This is a genomic window from Neisseria sp. S1 (assembly GCF_048060015.1).
GTDB classification, from domain to species: domain Bacteria; phylum Pseudomonadota; class Gammaproteobacteria; order Burkholderiales; family Neisseriaceae; genus Neisseria; species Neisseria arctica.
In genome coordinates this window covers 1-3,742 of record NZ_JBLUPI010000027.1, presented here as the reverse complement: position 1 = coordinate 3,742, position 3,742 = coordinate 1, and the positions used below count along the sequence as shown (strand labels likewise).

Genomic DNA, 3,742 nt, shown 5'->3' with positions numbered 1-3,742 from the left:
TTTTTTGAAAAAGGATTGCAAAAATGAATGAAGCCAAACAACTGCAAAATGATATGGGCATCAGCCAAGAAGTTAAGCTGAAATATCCGGTACGCCTGCCGACGGGCGAGATGTTGGAAAAAGTGAGCGTGCGCCGCACCCGTGTGGGGGATTTGCGCGCGGTAACCCATATCGAAAACGAAGCCGAACAAGGCTTGGCGATTATCGCCCGTGTAACCGGCTTGGTACCGGAGGACTTGGATTTACTGGATTTGGAGGACTTGGCAGCATTGCAAAATTGCTTTCCCGGGCAAAAAGCGTAATGCAGATCGGCTGAGCCGAGAAGAGGCCGACCGAAGGATTCTCGCGGCGGCGGCCGATGTGGCATGGTGGTTTGGATGGAGCGTGCAAGAGGTATATGCGCTGCCGTTAGACGAATTTGAAGACTGGCAGAAAGAAGCAACCCGCCAAATGAAGGCGGGCTATGTGCGGGGTTGAATGATTTGGACTTTACCGATGGCTTAGTGATGAGGCTTAGTTTCTTCAGCAAGGCGCGGACACCAACCATTAGGTTCGGGTTCTTTTTTGAACCATGCTTCGTAAATCCATTCCAGTATGCCCCAAGCAAATCCAGCAAGCGCGGCTAAGCCGGCAGCTGCAGCAATCAAAAACAGGATAACGGCGGCAAAGGCTAACATCTTTCTTCCCCTTCACTATTCATAAGTAGGATATTACCACATGGCTTCTGATTTAGGTGTTTCGATTTCTGTATCCGCCGCTGTTGGCGGTGCATTGTCGGGTTTGGCCAGTGTCAGCAAAGCTATGAAAACACTGGAGTCAACAACCGGCACACTACAGGCTCGGCAGCGTGAGCTGGGAAGCGTGTTGGAGCGGAACAAAGATCGCTTGGGCGTGCAGTCAGCCAAACAGCTGTGGCAGGAATACGACAAAATCGACCGTTCCATTAAAAAGCTAACCGTTAGCTTCACCAAGTTGCAACAGGTTCAGGCGGCCAAAGCCGCCAATACCCAGCAATGGCAAAATTTGAAAGGCCAATGGCAGGCAGCGGTAGGCGCGGCCGGTATGGTGGCATTACCTGTCAAGCTGGCGATTGATTTTGAATCATCAATGGCCGATGTGAAAAAAGTGGTCAATTTCGATACCCCGCAACAGTTCAAGGAAATGGAGCAGGACATTTTGCGCATGACGCGCAAGATTCCGATGGCGGCAGATGAGTTGGCCGCGATTGTCGCAGCTGGCGGTCAAAGCGGTGTTGCACGTGAACACCTGACCGTTTTCGCATCGGATGCTGCCAAAATGGGCGTGGCTTTCGATATGGCTGCCGGGCAGGCTGGCGAATCAATGGCTACACTGTCCAATGTATTGCAGATTCCGATTCCGAAAATCAGCAGGCTGGGAGATGCCATCAACCACTTGTCAGATAATGCCAACTCAAAAGCTGCCGATATTGTCAACGTGCTTACCCGTGTCGGCAGCGATACCAAACAGCTTGGCTTAACTGAAAATCAAGCGGCAGCGTTGGGCAGTACCTTTCTAAGTATGGGCAAAGCCCCCGAGCTTGCAGCCCAAGCTATTAAAGGTATGACGACTTCTCTGTCTGTTTTAAAAGTCGGCGGTAAAAACGAAGCCGCTGCTTTGGCAGAATTGGGGCTGACCACCAAAGAGTTTGCCGATGCGATGAACAAAGACGCGCAAGGTGCGATTCTCAATTTGCTGGCACGGGTCAAGCAACTGCCGAAAGATCAGCAATATCCCCTATTGATGAGTATGTTCGGCAAACAGTATGCCGATGATGCATTGCTGCTGGCCAACAATGTCGGAGAATACAACCGCCAGTTGGATTTACTCTCAGAAAAAGATGCTTCTGGCAATCTGAAATACCTTGGGTCAATGCAGCGTGAGTTTGAAAACCGCTCTGCAACTACGGCCAATCAATTGCAGATCATGAAAAACGGCTTATCCGAGCTTGGTATTACTGTCGGTAGCGTGATTCTGCCTGCGGTCAATGATTTTATCGGTGGAATCATTCAGATTACCAACAAGCTGGCCGATTGGGCAAATGCACATCCGGTATTGACAGGCTATATCATCAAAACCGTAATGGCTTTGGCCTCTCTGGTTGCCGGTGGCTGGCTGGTTCGGGTAGCGGCTAACCGGATCACGGCCGGCTTGCTGACCGCTAAAGGTGCGCTGCAATCATTTAAGGTAACGGCGCAATTGGTCTCTCTGGTAATGAAGGGCGGTATTCTGCCCGCCGATGTACCCGGACGCTTAGGCACGCTCGTCCGCGCCTTATCCGCTGCCCGTGCCGCCATGATGAGTTTCAGTGTGTCCTCCTTGATTGCCATGTGGCCGGTGGCATTGGCGGTTGGTGCGATTGCGTTAGTCGCTTGGGCGGTTTACAAGGCGTGGAATCCGATTAAGGGATTTTTTGCCGGATTGTGGGATGGTCTGCTGCAAGGACTGGCACCGCTGAAACCGGCATTCGACCAGCTCGTCAATGCTTTGTCGGGCGTATGGAAGACCATCGCGCCGCTGATTATGCCGGTGGTGGACGCAATTGCTTCGGCATTGTCGGGTTTGTGGACAATGGTGCAGCCGTTTGTGCAGCCGATTATCGACTTCTTCGGTGATTTTTTCAGTACCACGCAGATGGCTGAGGGCGGCGCACGCAGCTTCGGCGAAACCGTCGGCGTGTGGTTGGGCGAAAAAATCAGCGGCTTAGTCGGCATTGTGCTGAATGCGTGGACGAGCATTACCACCTTCTTCAACAACGGCCTGAATGCGCTGATTAACCTGATTACGAACTTTTCCCCAGTGTTTGCTTTTCAAGCGGCCTTTAATGCCGTGTGGGTTTGGCTTTCCGGTTTGTGGGGGCGCTTTTCCGTATACGGCAGCCAAATGATCGACGGTTTGGTCAACGGCATTAAGGCTGGTATCGGACGGGCAGTGGCGGCGGTTCAGGGCGTAGTGGCGGCAGTGAAATCGGCGTTTACATCTGACCGCAAAGGTATGGCCATCCACTCACCGTCACGGGTGTTCCGCTCCTATGGAGAATTTATCACGCAAGGCTTGTCTATAGGTATCGGCAAGGGAGCAGACAAGCCCGTGGCTACTGTCGGCAATATGGCAGGCCGTCTGAAGCAGCGCTTTGCCGAGCGTATCGGGCAGTGGCGCAGTGACATTGCAGCGCGGGTGTCGGGCAGCAGCGAGGCATTTGCAGAAGCCCGTTCGCAGCAACAAAACTCGGTAGCTGCTTCGGCTGTAAACAGCAGTATCACGGTTAATTTCAATCCGACTATCAATGCACCCGGCGGCGACCCCGCGCAGATTCAAACAGCCTTGCAAATGGGCTTGCGCGAATTTGAAACACTGTTTCAGCGCATGATGGCCGACCGTGAACGGAGGGCTTATTGATGTACGCAATGTTGGGTGATGTGCGCTTTGAGCTGTTGCAGGGTTTCGAGCGGCTGGAAGCGCAGCACGAGGCGAGATTTGCCAAGCACGATGTATTGCAGGGCCGTCCAAGACTGCAGGCAATGGGAAATGATCTGACAACCATGCGCTTTACGCTGAAGCTACATTGGATGCTGGGGAATCCCGATACGGCTTACAAAGGTTTGCTGGCAGCCAAAGAGAGCCAACAAGCACAGGCTTTGGTATATGGCAGTGGTCGCTTTGTGGGCTGGTTTGTGATTGAGCGTTTGGCTGAGCGCACGCTGATACAGGACGGACAAGGCCG

The 3,742-nt window shown here is 52.8% G+C and carries 5 protein-coding genes; 4 read left to right on the top strand and 1 reads right to left on the bottom strand.

From position 1 onward, the window contains the following. Positions 1 to 23: 23 nt before the first annotated feature. Together ACEPPX_RS11530 and ACEPPX_RS11525 are read left to right on the top strand one after the other, a co-directional pair. Positions 24 to 302, top strand: coding sequence for a phage tail assembly protein (locus ACEPPX_RS11530; RefSeq protein ID WP_416624152.1), 279 nt, complete (start codon positions 24 to 26; stop codon positions 300 to 302). Positions 303 to 360: 58 nt separating this feature from the next. After that, positions 361 to 477 carry a GpE family phage tail protein gene (locus ACEPPX_RS11525; protein ID WP_416624151.1) on the top strand — a complete coding sequence of 39 codons (117 nt, stop codon included), beginning with the start codon at positions 361 to 363 and terminating at the stop codon, positions 475 to 477. A 23-nt stretch (positions 478 to 500) separates the two neighbouring features. Here ACEPPX_RS11525 and ACEPPX_RS11520 read toward each other — a convergent pair whose 3' ends face one another. Then, positions 501 to 677: a hypothetical protein gene (locus ACEPPX_RS11520; protein ID WP_156503410.1), complete on the bottom strand. Its 177-nt coding sequence runs from the start codon at positions 675 to 677 to the stop codon at positions 501 to 503. A 40-nt stretch (positions 678 to 717) separates the two neighbouring features. On the opposite strand from ACEPPX_RS11520, the gene ACEPPX_RS11515 reads away from it, so the two are divergent. Then, the gene (locus tag ACEPPX_RS11515; RefSeq protein WP_416624150.1) at positions 718 to 3,417 is read left to right on the top strand and encodes a phage tail tape measure protein; all 2,700 of its coding nucleotides are present in this window, start codon (positions 718 to 720) and stop codon (positions 3,415 to 3,417) included. After that, positions 3,417 to 3,742 (top strand): phage tail protein (locus tag ACEPPX_RS11510; RefSeq protein ID WP_416624149.1); only part of this gene is annotated, 326 nt, incomplete at its 3' end. The genes ACEPPX_RS11515 and ACEPPX_RS11510, both read left to right, overlap by 1 nt.